Source organism: Intestinimonas butyriciproducens, assembly GCF_004154955.1.
Taxonomy (GTDB): Bacteria; Bacillota; Clostridia; order Oscillospirales; family Oscillospiraceae; genus Intestinimonas; species Intestinimonas butyriciproducens.
This window is the reverse complement of sequence record NZ_CP011524.1, coordinates 1,236,558-1,255,374: the sequence shown is the minus strand read 5'-3', so window position 1 is coordinate 1,255,374 and position 18,817 is coordinate 1,236,558. Positions and strand designations below refer to the sequence as shown.

The window sequence follows — 18,817 nt, the reverse complement described above, 5'->3', positions numbered from 1 at the left end:
ATCCTCCTCATCACAGGGCAAGCCCTGCGGTTTCATCAAAGCCGAGCATCAGATTCATATTCTGAACCGCCGCGCCGGAGGCTCCCTTGCCCAGATTGTCAAAACGGGCCACTACGATGGTCTGCTTCTCATGCCCCCAGACGGACAGCTCCAGCCGGTCCGTTCCAGCCAGCGCATTGGCGGCCAAAAAACTGCCTTCCTTTTCAAAGGGCGCCACGCGCACCACCTGCTGGTCCTCATAATACCGGGCCAGGATCTCGCAGAGATCCTCCGCCGTGGGCTTACCGGTGAGACGGGCGTTGTGGAGCATCAGGCAGGAGGCCATGCCCTTATAATAGTCGTCCACGATGGGGCAGAACACCGGCGGCTCGTCCAATCCGGAGAGGGCCTTCATCTCCGGCAGATGCTTATGCCGGAGCGTGGTTCCATAAATGCGCGGGCTATCAAGCGCCTCGCCCTTGCCCTCCCCCTCATATTCGGCTATCATCTTTTTGCCCCCGCCGGAATAACCGGTGAGGGAGTAACATGTCACTGGGTAATCCCTGGGGAGCACACCCGTGGCCACCAGAGGGGCGGCAGCGGAGAGAAAGCCGGTGGCGTGACACCCCGGGTTCGCCGTACGCTTGGCAAACTTCACCCGCTGACGCTGCCCGGCCAGCAGCTCCGGAAAGCCATAGACCCAGCCGGGCGAGGTGCGATGAGCGGTAGAGGCGTCGATTACCTTTGTGCGGTCGTTCTCAATGAGCGCCACAGCCTCTCTGGCCGCGGCGTCGGGCAGGCACAAGAACACCAGATCCGCATCATTCAGGAGCTTTTTCCGCTCCTGCGCGTCCTTGCGCTTTTCCGGATCGATGCGCAGGAGCTCGATATCCTCCCGGCCGCCCAGGCGCTCATATATCTGGAGCCCCGTGGTCCCCTCCTGGCCGTCGATAAACACTTTGGGTCTCATTCCGTCCTCGCCTCTACAAACTCCTTGATGTGCTCGATCTGCGTTTTGACCGAGTCGGGCGCGGGACCGCCGTAGACTTTGCGGCCTCCCACGCATGTCTTGAGCTCCAGCGCCTGGTATACATCGGGCCCAAAGGCCCCGGAGACCGACTGGAAGTCCTTCAGCGGCAAGGTGTCCAGGGTCTCCCCCGTCTTGATGCACATATGCACCAGCCGGCCAACGATCATATAGGCGTCCCGGAAGGGAAGCCCCTTCTTCACCAGATAATCGGCGCAGTCTGTGGCGTTGATAAAGCCGCCGGCAGCCGCCTTCTGCATGTTCCGGTTCTTTACTGTCAACGTATCCACCATGGCGGCAAAGACGGGCAGGCACTGTTCCACTGTATCGATGGCGTCGAAGACGGGCTCTTTGTCCTCCTGCATATCCTTGTTATAGGCCAGGGGCAGACCCTTCATGATGGTGAGCAGCGTAATGAGGGAGCCGTAGACCCGGCCCGTCTTGCCCCGGACCAGCTCGGCCACATCCGGGTTCTTTTTCTGCGGCATGATGGAAGAGCCGGTGGAATAGGCGTCGTCCAGCTCCACGAATTTGAACTCCCAGGAGCACCAGAGGATGATCTCCTCCGAAAAACGGGAGAGGTGCATCATGAGGATGGACAGCGCCGAGGTAAACTCAATGGCAAAGTCCCGGTCGGACACGGAGTCCAGAGAGTTGTCGGTGGGCTTCCGGAACCCCAGGGCCTGGGCGGTCTGGAACCGGTCCACCGGATAGGTGGAGGTGGCCAGGGCACCGGCGCCCAGCGGACACTCGTCCATACGCTCCAGGCAGTCCTCCAGCCGGGTCACATCCCGCTTGAGCATGTTGGCATAGGCCATCATGTAGTGGGCAAAGGTGGTGGGCTGTGCCCGCTGGAGATGGGTATAGCCAGGCATCACGGCATTCAGATTGGCCTCCGCCTTTTTAACCAGTACCTTCTCCAGGTCCAGGATCATGCCGACGATCACAGGGATCTCCTTTTTTACATAGAGCCGGAAGTCCACAGCCACCTGGTCGTTCCGGCTGCGGGCGGTGTGGAGTCGCTTGCCCGTGTCGCCGATGCGGGAGGTGAGCTCGCTCTCAATGTTCATGTGGATATCTTCGTTCTCCTCGGAGAATTCCACTGCCCCGGCCTCAATGTCCTTGAGAATCGCTTGGAGACCCTGGATAATCTTTTCCGCCTCATGCTCCTCGATGACGCCCTGTTTTCCCAGCATGGTCGCATGGGCGATGGAGCCCGCAATATCCTCCTGATAGAGCCGGGCGTCAAAGCTGATGGAGGAATTGAAATCGTTGACCGCCGTATCGGTCTCCTTCTGGAATCGTCCTGCCCAAAGTTTCATAGCAACTATCACTCCAAATAAACAGAGACGGAACGCATAAATGCGTTCCCTACGATTTTTGTAGGGAGCGGATTCACCCGCCCCGTCTCCGAAAGATGTATTTGATTTACTTCAGCTTGCCCTGCTCCCGCAGCGCCTGGACCGTGTCGGGCAGTCCCCAGAGGTTGATGAATCCGGCGGAGTCTTTCTGGTCATAGTCACTCTCCTCAAAGGTGACCAGATCCTCGGAATACAGGGTCTCGGGAGAGGTGACGCCGGCGGTGATGATATTTCCCTTATACAGCTTGAGCTTCACGGTACCGGTGACGTGCTCCTGCGTTTTGGAGGCAAACGCGCTCAGGGCCTCCCGCAGCGGCGTGAACCACTTTCCGTTGTAAACCAGGTCGGCAAAGTCCACCGCCAGCTTGCTCTTCATATGGGCGGTGTCCTTGTCGATGGTGATCATCTCCAGCACCTCATGGGCGCGGTAGAGGATGGTGCCGCCCGGCGTCTCATAGACGCCCCGGTCCTTCATCCCTACCAGACGGTTCTCCACGATATCCAGCAGGCCGATACCGTTGGCGCCGCCCAGCTCATTGAGCTTGCGCACCACGTCGGATGCCTTCATCTTTACGCCATCCACCGCCACGGGCACACCCTGGGCAAAGTCGATGGTCACATAGGTGGGCGCATCGGGGGCCTGGACAGGGCTTACACCCATCTCCAGGAATCCGGGCTTCTCATACTGGGGCTCGTTGGCGGGGTCCTCCAGATCCAGGCCCTCATGGGAGAGGTGCCACAGATTCTTGTCCTTGGAATAATTGGTCTCACGGCTGATCTTCAGGGGGACGTTGTGGGCCTCGGCATAGTCGATCTCCTCATCACGGCCTTTGATATCCCACTCCCGCCAAGGTGCGATGATCTTCATCTCAGGCGCAAACCGCTTGATGGCCAGCTCGAACCGGACCTGGTCGTTGCCCTTGCCGGTGCAGCCATGGCAGATGGCATCAGCGCCCTCCTTTTCGGCGATCTCCACCAGACGCTTGGCGATGATGGGCCGGGCGAAGGCGGTGCCGAGCAGGTAGTCCTCATACTTGGCCCCCATCTGCATGGAAGGGATAATCACCTCGTCCACCATCTCGTCGGTCAGGTCCTCCACATACAGCTTGGAGGCCCCCGTCTTGATGGCCTTCTCCTCCAGACCGTCCAGCTCGGTGCCCTGTCCCACGTCGCCGGAGACGGCGATGATCTCAGGGTCACCGTAATTCTCTTTCAGCCAGGGAATGATGATGGATGTATCCAGTCCGCCGGAATAGGCGAGAACTACTTTTTTGATCTTTTTCTGCTCAGCCATGGTGAAAACCTCCGTGTCCTTCAAATGTTGTGGCTAGTGTACCACGTCTTGCTGTAAAATGCAAGTAGCAACTCGCATAAATATGCGAGTTGCTACCTATTTTTCTGATTCAATTTTACGAACTTGCGCATAATATTCAAATATTTATGAATATTCATGATGCGTGCATCTTCTGTCCCTACATATGGAACCTCCGCCGCGCCTCATCCCTGAGGGCAGGGCGGTGGCGGACGACCAGCAGAGGGATGATCAGGGCAATGCAGACCGTTGCCACCACGATGGACCAGCCCGGTTCATAGCTCCCGCCCATCCAGCGGTCCACAAAGAGTTCGATCCCCACCACAAAGAGGCCGACGGCGCCGATGATCAGCGTAACGCTGCTGAGAATGGAGCGACCGCGGCTGAGGATCAGTCCCAATGCGGTGACGATGGCTCCGCCGGTCAGTATGATGGGCAGGGCCAGCCCCAGAAACCACCGCTGTCCGTGGAGGTCGATGGAGATCAGATAGACATATACCCCCACCGCGCAGGAGTCCAGCAGCAGCCGCACCCACAGGGGCATCCCCCGCAGAAGGAGCGGCGGCACCAGCCAGAGCCACAGCATCACAGCCGCGCCAACGACGTAAAGGGACCAGGGCCGCCCGGAGTGCAGGAAGAACAGGTTGAGCACCCCGCACAGCACGGCCACCGAGGCAAACATCGCGGAGATGAGCAGGGCCAGTTCCTTTTTGCTGGTGGGCTGCACCTCCTTCCGTCGACTGGGGAAGGGCGGCGGAAGCTCGGCATCCACCGGCTGATTGGGGTTCTGGACCGGCGTGTGACAGAGCGGACATGCTCTGGCCGTGGCGTCCAGCTCCACACCGCAGTTGACGCAGTAGGACATGGTTTCACTCCTCCCGATTGGAGATCACCTTGACATGGATTCCCTCCCGCACCAAGTGGCGGAAAAAATCCCGCTCCACTTCGGACTCCTTCACCGTACCGGCGAAGGTGATCTCCATGGTATTGCCGAAGCTGAGGGAGGCGCAGTTGGCCCGGGGCGTGTAAGACTGGCCCAGAATGACCTCCATGCGCTGGATGTGGGGCTCCATCACCGCCGGCACCTGAAAGGCGCCGGGGTTGGTGAAGGTGGTGGAATAGGGGTGGCAGCCCGCGATCTTGTAGCTCACCGCCATGGCCAAATTTTTCAGCGGGGCGGGGACGATCTGAAGCAGGCGGTTCTTCTGGAGCATCACGTTGCGGGTGATCACCGCCTGCATTTCCTGGCGACTGATGTGCAGACGCATATGGTGATGGACTTGGGCGACAATCTCAGGAAAAGTGTAATCGCCCAGCTCGGGATCGATGGATGGCCGGACCGTCAGGATGAAGTTCCGCAGCGTTTTGGACGGAAAGTGGGGCCGCAGATTGATGGGGACTGCCAGAGCCACAGGCAGCTCTCTCCGCCGCCCCTCCCGGCGCTGCTTGGCCAGTATGGCCTCGATAAGCACCGCCGCCAGATACTCCGTCACCGACGCGCCATAGCCATGGGCCGTCTCCCGGAGCTTGTCCAGTGGCACCAGACCCATGGTCACGTTCAGCGTGTAAAAGGGCTCCGGCGTACCATTCCCCTGATAGGCCCGCCGATCCCCCATCCCCTTTCGGACCCGGGACTTGGCATAGCGGAAGTAGGCATCCTCCTGCTCCTCCCGCGGGGGCGGCTCATCGATGTCCAGGACCCCGTCGGTGTTGGGGATGTCGTGCCCCAGCTCTCGGAGATAGACGGCCAGCAACGTACGAAGCAGCGTCAGGGACCCGGCTCCGTCGGCCAGGGCGTGAAAGACCTCCAGCGAGATCCTGTGTCCATAGTAAAAAAAACGGATGAGCCAGCCATCATCCTCTCCAAAGCGCACCGGCTGGCATGGATTTTTCATATCCTCCTTGACAAAGGGGCCCGGCGCGCCGTTGGGCTCAAAGTAATACCAGAAGGCGCCCCGCTTAATGCGGACTCGGAATCCCGGGAACCGGGGCAGGGTCTTGTCGATGGCCCTTTGCAGCGCCTCGGGGTCCACCAGCTCTGTCATCACGGCGGAAAAACGGTAGATCGCCGAGTAGTTCTCCTTTTGAATGGCGGAGTACATCATGGCCGCATTGTCCAGCTTGTACCAAACCGGCTTCTGCCTCTTCTCCCTCGGCATCCGACCGCGCCTCCTCTCCGTTCACGGATGGTATTTTATCACAGCGCGGACGCGAAGACAAGGAGAACTGCGGGAACTCCCTATCTGGATACTGCCCCATCCCTTAACCTTTTGTTCGTAAGCGGCAGGGGGTTGCACATTAATTAAAGTGTTCTTGACTATTACAATACCCCTTCGAAGTTTAGCTATCTTGTGTAAAACAATTTACAATTTTGATAATTTGGTCTACATCCCCATCCGTCAGCTAAAGATTTAGCGGCAGTGTAATAATATGCCGAGAAATTTCATGGGCATGAGGGCAGGTGCCATGGTCATAGGCATACATAGCATACTCCGTGTTATCCCGGTAGTGCACACCACCATAGATTTCGTGCTTTGCCAGCTCGTCCAAAAGGGCATCGCGATCAGGCACCGCAATTTCATAAGTATGGTAAGAACACTCGTCCGCGTGAGGCGCGCTGATAATTTGAATGTTGGGATTTCCGGCAAAGGCGTCATTGGACTGCTTAACCGCTTTGCGGCGAAATATATTTTCCTCATCCAAATATTTAATTTGTACCAATGCGATGGCCGCCATAATTGAATTTCCGTGATCTTTTTGTCCCACGTACTCTACGTCATATTTCCACTTATAGGTGCCCTTCTCTCCTGTGCGGGCATAGGTGTCTTTATTGATACCCAGCCAGCCCAATTTACGGGCAATGGCGTCATACTTTTCGTCAGCAAAGCAAATCATACCACTATCGGCAGTGGACAAATTTTTTACTGCTTGGTAAGAGTAGACAGCCACATCTACGCCCTCCCAAGTTCCTGGGCGGACACCGTTCACTTTTGTGTGAAGAAATGCGGAGATTTGGGAGCAGGTAACTGTAATCAGCGAACCGCTTGTGCTACAACCGTTTCCTGGGCGGCAAATTGCTGAAGCTGTATGATTTTGGGGCTTTTACAGCAATTGTGCGCCCGACAAATAACACTTCCAGTTATTACCTGACACAAGCTAAAATCAATCAGCATTTTATGCCGCGCAGAGAAGATCATTCCCCTGGGAAGAAGCAAAAGACCGCTTAACCAGGTAAATTACAGGTTGACCTTGCAAACAATACAGACATTTCAACCGTATCATCAACAGCCAGAAACATCTGCTCAACAACTGTTTCCATTGTAATCTCACCGACTGGTACATTCGCTTCGCCGCTTTGAATCCCGATGACTATTTCTTCGTGCGTTCCGAAAGTATATGTCAGGCCAGTCACTATAAAATAAGCCGTGAAGTTAGCCAGTAATATACTCCCCAATCGATTCCAGTATTTCTTTTCCTTCATCTCCAATAATTGCCTTTCCAGCTCACCGGTAGTTTTTGGACCAGCACTTTTTCTCCAGTCGCCTTTTATGTATTTATCTCTTTACCATATTCGACGAATGTGCCCTTCTATCCTTGCTGTTTCGATACAGTCTGCTACCGAAACTACTGTTTACCGTTTTATTTTCCAAAGTGTTCTTTTCAAAACAGCAAGCCAGACTCGTTTGCCCAAACAGACCGCCCGTATCCAAAGTTTCTGCAATGTATAAAGCGGCAAGTTGCTTTCCGGCTGACGACTGGTGCCGCACTGCTGCAGCTGCTCCAGCAGCTCCATGGCAGTCCGCTCAATCGAATAAGTCTCTCCCGCTAGCCGTAAACAATTTTCCTGCATGGACTTGCGCAAAACGCCATCCTCCACCAGACGCGAGATGGCAGCAGTCCATGCGTTTTCTGTATCTTCACACAGTAAGCCGGTCACTCCATCCTCTACCGCATTAGAATAAGGGATCACGTCAGAATAAATTCCAACGATTCCAAATCCGGCATACTCCACCAGCTTGTTGCAATGCTTGCAGCGGTGAAAGGCTGAATCCGGCATGGGTGCCAAACCAATATCCCAGTGCAGTTCCTTCATCAGAGACTGATACTCGCTGTAAGCATCCAGATAAGGATACGTTTTTAATTCCAGCCGCTTCGACAATTCTGTCTCGGGTCCGAAAATCTCCACGATCACTCGTTCCGGATATTTCCGAATGACCGTCTCAATCGCTCCGCCGAGGATCTCATCAAGATCCTTTCCGCGATCCGCAGATCCGGCAAAGCCAATATGCACGCGTCCGTCTTGGTGCGGTGTTATTTCCGTGACCTGCATTACAGACGGTTCAATGACCCGGAATACCCGCGAAAACCGCTTTCCGTATTTGGCTAACAGCACCTCGGACGGAGACATAAAGCAGTCACAGAGAGACATCATTTGTTTGATCTGCTCCCGAACTGAAGGATTCTGATAATAACGCGCGCTTGAAATATAGGAAGGAACATTCAGCAGATCATCATCCAAAACATAAATCAAATATTTCCCGGCTTTGCGGCATTGCTTTGCAAGCCATACATCCTGTAGCGAATCATTTCGAATAAAGAGCACGATATCTGCCCGTAATACATCGTCTTTTGTTATATCCGCAAAACGCTTCGCCTCAAATTCAACAAATCCATGCTCGCAAAGATACTGTAATTGTACATAGCCGCAAAGATAAACAGAGGGAATGAGTGCTGTATAGACCAACATAATCCTTTTAGGTTTTGTCGACATCAAACGCTCCTTCCCTCCGAAATCCGGATTGTATTATTTTGCAAAATAGTCGTAGGCAGCGCACACCTGCTTACGGAAAGTATCTCCGGCATAGGTATCCAGGCAATACGCTTCCGCTTGCTCCGCTGTTTGTTTCCGCAGCTCTGGCTGTTGATAGAGCATGGCAATTGTGTCATACCACTGTCCCTGCCTGCAGAGGAAGCCAGTCTCCCCCTGACGGATGGAATGCTCATATGTATAGGTGGGGGTTGCTACGGTCACCGTATCCACAGCAGCAGCCTCGAAAAATTTAAGCTCAGACTTGCAGTTGGTGAAGGTGTTATGCACCAGCGGAACGATATTCACATCCACCTGAGCAACAAGACGCTGAAGCTCCATGAAATCGACCAGAGGCGTAAATGTAATCCTTTTCTTCTGGATCATGGGCTGCATCTCTTGGGGAAACTCCATAAAACCGACTACCTGCAGCACCATTTCAGGATAATCCTCCAGCAGCTGCAGCAGTTCCCGATATACCATCCGAAAGTCGTTGATATGAGACGGGGTGCCGCTGAAGTACCCGATGGTAAATGGTTCGCTGTTGTTCTGCTGGCTCTTCTTCTTCCGGCACTGCTCCGAAATCCGAAGCTGCTCTTCATTCAGCGAGTTGATGATGACCTGATAGGGTTTGCCGAACCGCTCACTCAGCTTTCCGCCCAAAAACGGGTTCGTGGTAATGAATCCGTCTGCCAGTATCGCGGCCGCTTCATTACGGGCAACATATGCAAACCAGAAATCATAGTCTACCTCTGCTCCAAAGTGGACGTTGAGCGTGTTGGTCAAAAGAGGCAGATACTGCGTGTTACAGACTAAGTCATCTACGTCGAACAGCACCGGAATACCCGCTCTTTTCGCTCTACCAACGAGGTTATTCAGCGGATAACTCCACTTCACACGAGTCAGGACCAGAAGTCGGCACTTTCCCAGCAGCTTCTCCACGGCATCCAGTTCATGCATGAAAAAATACACGCTTTGCCACGAGCCACAGCTTGTGATTTGATACACATTGTAGCAGCGATAGCGGAAAGTAGACGTATCCTCCCGCTCATACACCATCAGAGCAACATTTCTGCCTTTGTTGACGGCGGAAAGCACGGTCTTGATCCTCTGCTCCAACGGAATGTTCCAGGGCTCCCGGTTCACAGGCAATTCACATGTGATCTTATACATTCTCGCACGCCTCTCCCATAAAGGTCATGGTATCATCCAATACGGCGCTCCAACTGCGCGGAATCGTATTGCTCTCGTAGTTCTGCTTTCTGTGCTCCATATCCTTTGCCAGCGCCACAGCCTTCTCAAAGCCCTTCATAAAGGCTTCCTCATCCAGATCGGCCATAATAACATTCCGGCACATATCAAATGTCTGCTTATTGAGCATTTTATTGGTCAGTACCACACCGCCGGAACTGGCCACATCAAATGGCGGATAGCTGGGGTGCGGCGTATACATCAGGCACAGACCCAAATCTACATCAGTGAGGAATTTTGCGTATTCCGTCCAGGAAAGCTGTCCCATGTTGATTGAGTCTTTTCCCGTCGAGAAGTGAATGACCGGCGCATTCTGTCCGACACAGTAGACATCCCATTCCGTCAGGTCAAGGACGCCGCGATCCACCGCCTTTTGCAGCAATTCAACACCCACGGTATAAAGATTGCGGGGGTTATTGGGACGCGCATAGAAAAACAGTTTATATTTTTTCTTGTCTGCGAACGCCTTCTTGCTGTACAGCTCACTCGGAAAGGCCGGTTCGAAATAGCAGCCGTGATCGGTGATGTGAGGATTGTTTTCAATGAAATAATCCTTCAGATAGTGCGAGTTGATAATGTAATCAATGTTGGGATCCTCCATGATCTTCTCGCACAGCAGCCGCTCACCGCCGTAATTGTAGAAGAAAGTTTCCACTTCTTGAATAATGTAAAAGAAACGCGGACGGATCGTAGTATTTTTGATCGCTTCAGCGCTCCACCAGGACGTCGCAAAGAACAGATCGTTGGGGCTGATCTCCATACGAAAATCTACAGGTTTATTGAAACGTTCATAATCGCTGTAAAAGCTCAGCTTCCTCGCCGGCTGAACCCCGCTGATCTTCATGATATTCGCGTAATTCACGGGATTTGTCTCGGTATTTCGGGTAATGATACGCAACTCATAATCATAGCGGTTTGCGAACTCTGTTGCTACGATCAGTGCCGTCGCCACGCCGCCCAGCAAAGAGGATGCATCGATCGTGTCCGTCACTAGATTAAGCCGCTTTACATCCTCATCGACCAAAATCGTCTGAATACCATCCACCGGATTTCCAGTAGTAGGATTCCTTCTGATATTTGTGGGCGAAACAGCAGGCATCTGTATTACAGGCTGAAGCTGCGGCTGCGGCTGTCCGGTCAGTTTTCGCTTGATCTTTTTCAGAGTCTCGCGCAGGCCAAATGCTCTCAGTGAAGAAAATACTTTTTTTATCGGTCTGAAGAAAACCTTTTTCAAAATATCTACGATGACTCGTCCCGGCTTCGTCAACTTCCAAAACGTACTGGTCGAGATCACACGATAAGCCTCCGCGACCTTTGCGGCCTCCTGGCGCTCATAAGCAACCAGATTGCTGTAATCTTGAATTTCCGCATTGCGCGCGTCGACTTCCTGCTGCAGGGCGAGCAGCTCCTTTTGGAGCGTCTCCGTATCAGCAGCAAAGCGATCTGACTGCTCTTTCAGCTCACGGACAGCCTGCTCCTGCTCCTCCTTCAGCTCACGGGCGGCCTGTTTCTGCTGCTCTCTTTGCAGCTGTTTTTCTGCTTCGGCCTCTGCCTGCCAGCGTTCAAATTCCTCATTGCGTTCACTGAGTTCTTTCTCTTTTTGCCGGAGGTCTGCCCGCAGTTGTTCTCCTTTATCCAGCACTTCTTCCACGGACTCGCAAAAACGCATCCAGCCGTCCTGCCCTAGCGGCAGAATTTCCGCACTGAGTTCAAGATATTGGTGCTGCTGATCAAACTCTTTAAAATATATCTGGGGATCGTTAGGTTTGCACGCCAATACATCGTCCAGAACCGTACCATTGCAGTACTTTACCGGCACAAACATATTCTCGGTTCTGGCGTTGATATTCCAGACCAAACACCCCATTCCCTCCACAGGGTCGAAGCGAACCGCTTTGCATCCTTGGGGCAGGGAAATTCTCTGCGAAAATCGAACGCCCATTTCGGTTAGAAAGGAAGTGCAGAATTTCTCGCTCATTCCGCTCCCCATGTCAAAATATACCTTGCTGATCCATTCCTTGTTTTTCATCGCAGGACTGCTTTCGCAGCGTGCGATAACACGCTCATAACTCTCCACCTGCCGCAACCAATCCGACTTCTTCACGAAGCAAGACGCATAGGCGGTTATATAGGTCGGCCGATATGACAGATCATTTAAAAATCCATTTTGGGCAAACAGGCAGGCCCAATACTCCTTTTGCTGAACATTTACATGCGTTTCTTCTTTAAAATCATTGGGTGTTGATGAGAAAAGAATGGTATCAGACAGCGTGCATAAGTTTTGAATCGCCTTTTCGCCTTCTTCCGCATGCAGATGCTCCAGGACTTCAATCGTTACCACCAAATCATACTTTTGCGGCAGCTCCTTCGGCAGCGACTCGGTGATCGATCCCACGACGCAATACGGCCGTATATCTTCGCGCACTTTGGAAATCGCATATTTCGATATATCGATTCCATACGCTTCTACACCCCGGTCACGCAATGCTGCGACCAAATATCCCATCGCGCATCCGGCGTCAAGCACCGTCCGCGGATGAAGATCGCGTACGATCCGATCCGCTATCGCGCCAAAAAAACTGACCCAGTAGTCTGCCTTTTCATACGCAATCGGACCGCAGCAATTGTGATAGTAATCAAAATTATAAGTTTCACTCATCCGTCATTTCTCCCCGCTTCATACGCATCGCAAACTTCCTGCGTATTTCCATGCATTTTTACCTGCCCGTGATCCAACCAGATGACCCGATCGCACATCTCCCGAATTTGCTCCAAGCTATGCGATACAAACAGCACGGTTGTGCCGCCGCCCATCATCTCTTTCATCCTCGCTTTGCTCTTTTCCTGAAAGTCGGCGTCGCCCACAGCCAGAATCTCATCTACAATTAAAATATCCGGATCCACCACGGTTGCAATGGAAAACGCCAAGCGCATCAACATTCCCGATGAATAGTTTCGTATCGGCACATCAATGAATTTACCCAGCCCTGAAAACGCTACGATCTCATCATACTTGGCTTTCAGGTATTCCTCGGAATAGCCCAGAATAGCGCCGTTGAGAAAGATATTTTCCCGGCCGGTCAGGTCAGTATCGAAACCGCTGCCAAGCTCCAGCATCGGAACAATATTCCCATGAACCTCCAGTTCTCCACCGGTGGGTTTCAGAATGCCCGAAATGACTTTTAATAAGGTGGATTTGCCCGCACCGTTATGGCCAATGATGCCGATGACCTCTCCTTTTTGCACTTCAAAGCTGACATCCTTCAGTGCCCAGAATTCTTCATACTTGATTTTGCCCTTTATCAACTGCACCATATATTCCTTGATGCTCTTGATGCGGTCATAGGTCATCATATAACACATGGAGATATTTTTTGCACGAATTATCATGAGTCTTACACCTTAACCAATTAAATATTGAGCACAAATCGATCCTGCGTTTTCTTGAATACCGCGGCACCAATCAACAGTGGAACTATCGAAGCGATGAGGGCCAGTGCATATGCCTTCGGTTCAGGGGAGACACCGTTAATCAGAATAATCCGGATAAACCGAATAATGTGATATAATGGATTGCACTTAAACAGCAACACAAACTTTTCCGGTATGATGCTCTCGGGGTAAAAAATCGGTGTTGCGTACATCCACAGCATACTCAAAACACCCCACAAAAATTGAGTATCCCGAAAGAATACCATGGCGGCTGCCAGCAGCATACCAATGCCCAGCGCCAGCGCAAACAGGCAGAAAACACCAAACGGCAATAATAGGATAGCAGGACGTATCGGTGTCCGCGTAATAAGTAACACCACCAGCAACGGTATCAATGACAGTCCAAAGTTGATTGAGGATGATGTTACCCGAGTCAGTGGGTAAATATATTTCGGCACATATACTTTCGTGATCAGCGAAGCATTACCTACAATGGAAGTCAAAGACATAGTCGTAGCTTCGCTGAAAAAGCTGAAGCACACAATACCAGTCAGTAGATACACCGAGAAATTTGGGATGTCTGACTTAAACAGCGTGGAGAACACGATGTACTGCACCATCATCGTCAACAGCGGATTTAGAAAGCTCCACAAAATGCCAAGTACTGATCGCTTATATTTGGTTTTAAAATCCCGGGAAACCAACTGCTTCATCAGATAACGATATCTGGTAAACGCCGCACAGACATTCAGCATCATCCTCTGTTTGCCGCGTTTCAGTCCATTTACCAAATAGCCGCAGTAAACCAACAGGCAAACCAATACAGCACCTGCCAGATACCAATAGTAAGTACCAAACCATAAATGTTCCCGGCTGCGGATCACCATGCACAGGGCGCCATCCATCGCTGTTCCGTTGACATAGACCCTCTCCGTTTCAGACAGCTGCACAGTTACCTGGTTCCGAACCGTGGACATAGTATTGCCGCTGTATAGGGTCACTGCATTCCCGGGTACACACTCTGGTGCAGTGATACGCAGTTCTGCCGTATGATTCGGCAATTCGACCGTCGGTTCAAAAGAAATATTAAATTCAGCGTTGTCTGCCATCGCAGAAATATCGAAGCTCTGGCTTGCCAACACTTGTCCATCAGAACAAACTTCAATGGCCAAGTTCCCGCTGTTCTGCCGGGCATAAGTGCCTCCCCGGAAAGTCAGGCTCGCCAGTTCTTCTCCTTCTACAGAGATTTGCTGCGTGAGGACTGTATCTTTTGTAATCTCCCCCACTGGATTGCTTGCCGTCAGCATATCCGAGGAAATATCCCGATAGCGCAGCTGATCGCCGCCAATCCAATAAAACAGTATCGCCAGGGTCACGTACGCTGCCACAACCATGCAGCAGCCTTTTTTTAACGATTGTATACTCATGCGTTTTCCGTTATCTCCTTCAGATATCGCTTCAACGCGTTGTGCCACCGAGGAAGGCATACAAATCCTCTTTCTTGTAGCTGCTCCTTGCTCATTCTGGAATTCAACGGCCGGACGGCCCGGGTGGGGTATTCACTGGTAGGAATCGGATGCACAGTCACCTGTTTTCCCTCCAGTTCAAAAATTGCCTTAGCAAACTCCGCCCAGGAACAGGTTCCCTCATTAGTCACATGGTAGACACCATATTTCTCCGTCTGCACCATATCGCACAGCAGAGGCGCCAGATCCGCTGTATAGGTCGGAGAACCAATCTGATCCGAAACCACATTCAGCTCCGTTCTGGTTTCAGCCAGACGGAGCATCGTTTTCACAAAGTTATTCCCGTTTTTCCCGAACACCCAGGAGATTCGAACGATGAAATACTGCTCCAACAGGCTCTGCACAACCAGTTCTCCAGCCAACTTACTTCTGCCGTAGGTATTCACCGGCCCCACTGGGTCTGTCGGCTCATAGAACTTCTCGCCAGTTCCGGGAAACACATAATCCGTGGAGATATACACCATCTTCACGCCCAGTTCCCGGCACGCAGCGGCAACATTCCTGGTGCCATCCACATTGACCGCCCAGCACTTTTCCTGCTCATCCTCTGCTAAGTCCACCTTGGTATAAGCCGCACAGTGGATGACGGCATCCGGCTGAAACTCCCGCATCAGGGCTTCAACCGCGGCCTTGTCCACAATATCCAAGTCCTTGGAAGCAGTTCCCAGATGCTCGATATTCCGCTTGGTCAATTCTTTGCAAACGTCATAGCCCAGTTGGCCGCTGACGCCTGTCACCAAAACTTTCATACCATACCTCATATATAATTCTTCCGTGCCAGCTGTATCGTCTTCATAAACAAGCTGTCCGGAACATATTTCAAAACCATTTCGGAAACGGACGGAAGGATGCTGAACCGCCGGTATTTCCATACCAGCCTAGTCCCGCCGTGATGTTCCCAGTTTTGCTTCCTGGCCCGCGCCCAGACAAGCGCATCATTGATTGTCTGTTTTAATTCCTTGCTGCACGGGAAATAGTCTTTCAGCCATTGCATCCTTGCTAACATCAAGTCGATCCGCACTTTTCCATAGCTGGCTTTGTCCTTCACGCCAGCCATTAAATTTGTCTGGTTTCCGGCGTGGAGCCGGTAATTTACCAACTGCTGCGGCAACGAAATGACTTCTCCCCGCTCCGCGCACCACAGGGCAATATAATGATCATGCACCATATACGGGCAAAATGGAATCGCTGCTTTAGCCATGGCAGCTTGTACCAACATCGTACATCCTGTTACAAAGTTAGAAACCAGCAAATCCTTGGCGAGGCCCTTGCCACTCATGAACTTATGATGTCTTCTCACCTTTGTAATGCTGTCCGCAGTCTGATCACCGTTGCTGTCGATGATGTGCATATCCGAACAAACCAGCAAGGCGCCGCTTCCCGTAATGGTCTTTTCCAGCACCTCCAACTTTTCCGGCAGCCACACATCGTCCTGATCGCAGTAGGCAAAGCAATCGCCCTCCGCCTCCTGCGTCAGCCGCTCAAAGGTGCCGTTGGAACCCAGGTTTTCCTCGTTGCGCCTGATCTCATAGGGAAACGCACGGATACAGTCCTGCACGCAGGACTGTATCTCCTCAAACGGCACCGCGGGAGAGCAGTCATCCCGAATATAGAGTTTTAGGTTTGGATATGTCTGTGCATTTAGCGACAGCAACTGTTCTTTCAACCAGTCCATGCGTGGCTCATAGACCGCCATGAGAACAGAAATCTGCGGTTTGCCAGTTTTCATACATCCGTTCATAGTAGTTCTAATCCTTTACCCTCTCCGAAATGTTCACATGAGAAGATGTCAAAAAGTCCGGCGTTTCTTGGTCATTCATCTTCCCATAGACATGAATGATCAGCTCATCCGGTATCGTCCTACAATGGTCGGAAATGTTTACCGTCATTTTCCATGTGCCGTCACTGCTTTTCTCCGGGCAATACCATACCAGATCATCCTGGTCGTCTGCCACACTCCAAATCGGAAACAATATCTCATCGTAATCTCCGGCCTGACTGAGAGAAACATCAACGGTTTTTCCGCCTTCAGAGACTGTTGCCTCAAGATGGTACGGCGGATACTGTGATACATACACACTCGTTGCCGCAATCCGCTTCTCTGGCTTAGTATCACCGGTATATGCGTGGATCAAATAAGTACCCTTACTGCCGTGCTGCGTCAGATTAACAGTGCAGCGCCACTCCCTGGCCGCTTCATTATACTCGGCCTTATACCATGTCAGATCATCTTGGTCATTTTCTTCACTCCACACAGGGAACCATATATTCGCACTCTCATCGTCTGTTTTCAAAACAACATTTAGAGTGCTGCAATTCTCCGAAACACTCCCTGAAAGATATTTTTCACTCAGTTGCACAGCAATTTCATCAGAACCTTTCACCGCAGTATACGCCATAAGCTTTTCATAAAAGTCTGCATACTGCTCCTCGTTCAGTCCTTTAATTACTGCTCCCTTTGTGCTCACCACAAACGATGGATGATGGTATATCGTGTCATATTCTATCCCCGTCTCAGCAATCGAAGCGAACAAACTACTTCCAAGGAAATAATTTGGGGCAGACATATCCAGATAATCCAATACAGTTGGCGCCAGATCCAACGAGTTCCGTCCACATGCATTGAAAGCCTCCGCCTTCACTCCCTTATGGTAAATACATAGTGGGATCTTATCCAGCGTTGGTAACTGTCTCTCATATTCGGAAAATGTCTTCAAAAAGTCATCATCTTCATAGGTTGCATGATCTGCCGTAAAAACGATCACTGTATCATCTAAGAGCTCGCTTGCTTTGAACCTCTCCAGGAATTTGCCGAACTGAACGTCTGTATTATAAAATTTGTTTAGCAGCGCGTCTTTTCCGTCCCCATACTGTTCATGCGGGCTATCCAGAGACACATGTGTTCCAAATGTGTAGATTGCTGCGAAAAACGGTTGTCCAATTTGATGCTGGTCCATCACAGTATCAAACAGCAACTCATACGCATCTTTGTCTTGAATATAAATATCCATCGTTCCTGCTTCATTGGCAGAAACTTCACCCGTAATCAAATCGTCAAACTGAAAGCCTGCCAGATAATCCGAAAACTCTACATTTGATGGCTCAGTATTGATAAAGGATGTGTGATATCCGTTTTCCTTGAAGATGCTTTGCAGCGAAATCAGTCGATTACTGTCCAGATCATCAAATTGATATCCAGAATAAAGCTGCCCGATCAAGCCTCTGAAAGTCGCGAACGAATGGTTATAATAGTTCTCGAAATGCAACGATTCCGATTCGAATTGCCGCACATTGGGCATAATGTTCCTGTCATCCAATATGACATTCCTCGATAAGCCCTCTGTAAATATCAGGATCACATTTGGCTTTTCGGGCAATTCATCCGGTTTCTGCATTCCATTTTCAATTCCCGACCTGTAAAACTGCATACTGTCCGAGGTCAGATTTTCAATCTGCGATACTGTGTTTTTATAGTCTTTATAGCTAACTGCAAGCTGACACAAGTTGTACACGGGTGAATATTTTCCTTCAAATACGCTCACAGAAACAACACTAATCACTATGATCAAAGCTGATCCGGCCATCATCGCGTTCTTTTTCATCGGAAACTCCCTGCCCGGAATCAATGTGCATATCACCAACGGTATCGCAACTAGGATATAGTCTCCGAACTTTCCTTTCAAATCCCGAAACATCGCAAGGTTTGTCACCATGATGAGCGATGTAAATGAACCTCCAAACTTCATTACAATGGTCTGGAGATTATAAATAAGCAGCAATAGAAAATGCGCAATATGTCCAATTGTTTTTTTGTATGCAAGCAATATATTCGAGAGTAGGATAATCGCGCACAACTCGAGCAGGCTTAATGCAAAGTAATATGGGTCCTTGTTAGAAAAGTAGGTATAAAAGGTAATTATAATCGAAAAACCATATTTAATCGCCAATGGCAGATATTGTTTGATACGTCCATGCTGATCATTTGTTTTACTATACATTTTAACAATCCGTCCATCGACTCTTAAATTCTTAATGTTAGAATAGTACACAAGCTGGATCTAGATATTTCTGCACATTCAGGCTCAGCAGCTGCTCCCGCAGCCAGTCCATCCGGGGCTCATA

15 protein-coding genes are annotated in these 18,817 nt (G+C 51.2%); all 15 read right to left on the bottom strand.

Annotation, left to right across the window (positions count from 1 at the left end):
* Positions 1-10: 10 nt before the first annotated feature.
* The 15 genes from argC to SRB521_RS06110 all read right to left on the bottom strand — a co-directional run bounded on the left by argC (position 11) and on the right by SRB521_RS06110 (position 18,693).
* On the bottom strand, positions 11-949 hold the full coding sequence (gene argC / locus SRB521_RS06180; RefSeq protein WP_116721970.1) for an N-acetyl-gamma-glutamyl-phosphate reductase: 939 nt from the start codon (positions 947-949) through the stop codon (positions 11-13).
* Positions 946-2,328, bottom strand: a complete 1,383-nt coding sequence (gene argH, locus SRB521_RS06175; protein WP_116721969.1) for an argininosuccinate lyase — start codon at positions 2,326-2,328, stop codon at positions 946-948. The genes argC and argH overlap by 4 nt, the downstream gene beginning before the upstream one ends.
* A gap of 106 nt (positions 2,329-2,434) precedes the next feature.
* The gene (locus SRB521_RS06170) at positions 2,435-3,661 is read right to left on the bottom strand and encodes an argininosuccinate synthase (protein WP_075704145.1); all 1,227 of its coding nucleotides are present in this window, start codon (positions 3,659-3,661) and stop codon (positions 2,435-2,437) included.
* 178 nt (positions 3,662-3,839) lie between these two features.
* Positions 3,840-4,544 carry a DUF6320 domain-containing protein gene (locus SRB521_RS06165; RefSeq protein ID WP_075704146.1) on the bottom strand — a complete coding sequence of 235 codons (705 nt, stop codon included), beginning with the start codon at positions 4,542-4,544 and terminating at the stop codon, positions 3,840-3,842.
* Positions 4,545-4,548: 4 nt separating this feature from the next.
* Positions 4,549-5,838, bottom strand: a complete 1,290-nt coding sequence (locus tag SRB521_RS06160) for a hypothetical protein (protein ID WP_075704147.1) — start codon at positions 5,836-5,838, stop codon at positions 4,549-4,551.
* 244 nt (positions 5,839-6,082) lie between these two features.
* Positions 6,083-6,667 carry a DegT/DnrJ/EryC1/StrS family aminotransferase gene (locus SRB521_RS06155; RefSeq protein ID WP_075704148.1) on the bottom strand — a complete coding sequence of 195 codons (585 nt, stop codon included), beginning with the start codon at positions 6,665-6,667 and terminating at the stop codon, positions 6,083-6,085.
* Between the two features lie 235 nt (positions 6,668-6,902).
* Positions 6,903-7,160, bottom strand: coding sequence for a hypothetical protein (locus SRB521_RS06150; protein WP_165366586.1), 258 nt, complete (start codon positions 7,158-7,160; stop codon positions 6,903-6,905).
* A 150-nt stretch (positions 7,161-7,310) separates the two neighbouring features.
* Positions 7,311-8,426, bottom strand: a complete 1,116-nt coding sequence (locus SRB521_RS06145; RefSeq protein WP_165816295.1) for a glycosyltransferase family protein — start codon at positions 8,424-8,426, stop codon at positions 7,311-7,313.
* 57 nt (positions 8,427-8,483) lie between these two features.
* The gene (locus SRB521_RS06140; RefSeq protein ID WP_116721965.1) at positions 8,484-9,659 is read right to left on the bottom strand and encodes a glycosyltransferase; all 1,176 of its coding nucleotides are present in this window, start codon (positions 9,657-9,659) and stop codon (positions 8,484-8,486) included.
* On the bottom strand, positions 9,652-12,396 hold the full coding sequence (locus tag SRB521_RS06135) for a rhamnosyltransferase WsaF family glycosyltransferase (protein ID WP_116721964.1): 2,745 nt from the start codon (positions 12,394-12,396) through the stop codon (positions 9,652-9,654). The genes SRB521_RS06140 and SRB521_RS06135 overlap by 8 nt, the downstream gene beginning before the upstream one ends.
* Positions 12,393-13,091 carry an ABC transporter ATP-binding protein gene (locus SRB521_RS06130; RefSeq protein WP_242976546.1) on the bottom strand — a complete coding sequence of 233 codons (699 nt, stop codon included), beginning with the start codon at positions 13,089-13,091 and terminating at the stop codon, positions 12,393-12,395. The genes SRB521_RS06135 and SRB521_RS06130 overlap by 4 nt, the downstream gene beginning before the upstream one ends.
* A gap of 56 nt (positions 13,092-13,147) precedes the next feature.
* A complete protein-coding gene (locus SRB521_RS06125) occupies positions 13,148-14,644 on the bottom strand; it encodes an ABC transporter permease (RefSeq protein ID WP_243647720.1) in 1,497 nt (498 codons plus the stop codon).
* A complete protein-coding gene (gene rfbD, locus SRB521_RS06120) occupies positions 14,593-15,444 on the bottom strand; it encodes a dTDP-4-dehydrorhamnose reductase (protein ID WP_116721962.1) in 852 nt (283 codons plus the stop codon). The genes SRB521_RS06125 and rfbD overlap by 52 nt, the downstream gene beginning before the upstream one ends.
* 8 nt (positions 15,445-15,452) lie before the next feature.
* Positions 15,453-16,424 carry a glycosyltransferase gene (locus SRB521_RS06115; RefSeq protein WP_165816294.1) on the bottom strand — a complete coding sequence of 324 codons (972 nt, stop codon included), beginning with the start codon at positions 16,422-16,424 and terminating at the stop codon, positions 15,453-15,455.
* Between the two features lie 19 nt (positions 16,425-16,443).
* Complete coding sequence (locus tag SRB521_RS06110) at positions 16,444-18,693, bottom strand: GBS Bsp-like repeat-containing protein (protein ID WP_116721960.1); 2,250 nt, start codon at positions 18,691-18,693, stop codon at positions 16,444-16,446.
* Positions 18,694-18,817 lie beyond the last annotated feature (124 nt).